Consider the following 965-nt stretch of genomic DNA (forward strand, 5'->3'; position numbering starts at 1 on the left):
GATATGGGGTATATTTCATTATTTATGAAAAATATCAATAATAAAATTCAGAAAATATGAAATTTAAATAAAGTGTAGGTTAATTATGGATAGACTAACGTTAGAAAAACTTTGGAATTGTGGAGATAAAAAAGTTAGAGCTGCTATTATTTTTTGTCTAAAGAACAAGAGTTCTGAAGAATCGTTAGAACAGCTTCCTGAACTTCTGGCTTTGCTTGATAATATAATTGAATAAACTGTTCAGATTCTTTGATCAGAAAAGGGGGGATTTCACCAAAAAAATCAATAATTTCTATTAATTCACTTGCTTTTATTGATCTTTTTGTAGCTGAATCACCCAACATACTAGTTAAGGTAGATGGCAACACTCCCAAATGCTTGGCTAGCATTTTCTTACTACCATGACCATTTTTAGCTAATTGCGTATTAAGCCATAACTTTAATTGATCTGATTCCATAAAATGCAAGCTCTTTCATATTAAATGAAAAATCAACAAAAAAAATATGAAATTTTATCTTGATAAAATTCAGAAAATATGAAATTTTATCGTTATGAAAAAAGAACCTGCGTATACCATAATAAAATATTTAGGGGGAGCTGTTAATGTTTCGCGCATTTTACAGAAATGTAAGGGTGCTGTTTATCGTCTCACTTATTCTAAGGAAAGAGGTGGCGCTAACGGATTATTCCCTTCGATTTATCAAGCACAATTATTAAATTACGCGCGTGAACATGGGATAGATTTACGTCCTGATGATTTTTTTTATCCCGAGCGCTTGCAGACATTAATGCAAGAGCAGCGCCCCCCAATTACGAAAATTTGCAAGAGCTGCTGTATTGAGAACACCGGCGATACTTTGCAGCCTTAAGGAGATCAGAATGATTTTAAATGAAATTTTATCAGAGATTTTATCAATAACAATTATTGCAATGTTACTTATCGACGTCGTGATGTTGGGTTTTG

2 protein-coding genes are annotated in these 965 nt (G+C 32.2%); one reads left to right on the forward strand and one right to left on the reverse strand.

The window, feature by feature from the left end:
- Positions 1–146: 146 nt before the first annotated feature.
- Entirely contained in the window at positions 147–458 is a 312-nt protein-coding gene (locus NNJ85_RS09615; RefSeq protein ID WP_254475545.1) for an XRE family transcriptional regulator, read from the reverse strand.
- A 94-nt stretch (positions 459–552) separates the two neighbouring features.
- On the opposite strand from NNJ85_RS09615, the gene NNJ85_RS09620 reads away from it, so the two are divergent.
- On the forward strand, positions 553–870 hold the full coding sequence (locus NNJ85_RS09620) for a hypothetical protein (RefSeq protein ID WP_254475546.1): 318 nt from the start codon (positions 553–555) through the stop codon (positions 868–870).
- The last annotated feature ends 95 nt before the right edge of the window (positions 871–965 follow it).

It is taken from the genome of Bartonella sp. B1098 (genome assembly GCF_944896145.1).
Taxonomy (GTDB): Bacteria; Pseudomonadota; Alphaproteobacteria; order Rhizobiales; family Rhizobiaceae; genus Bartonella.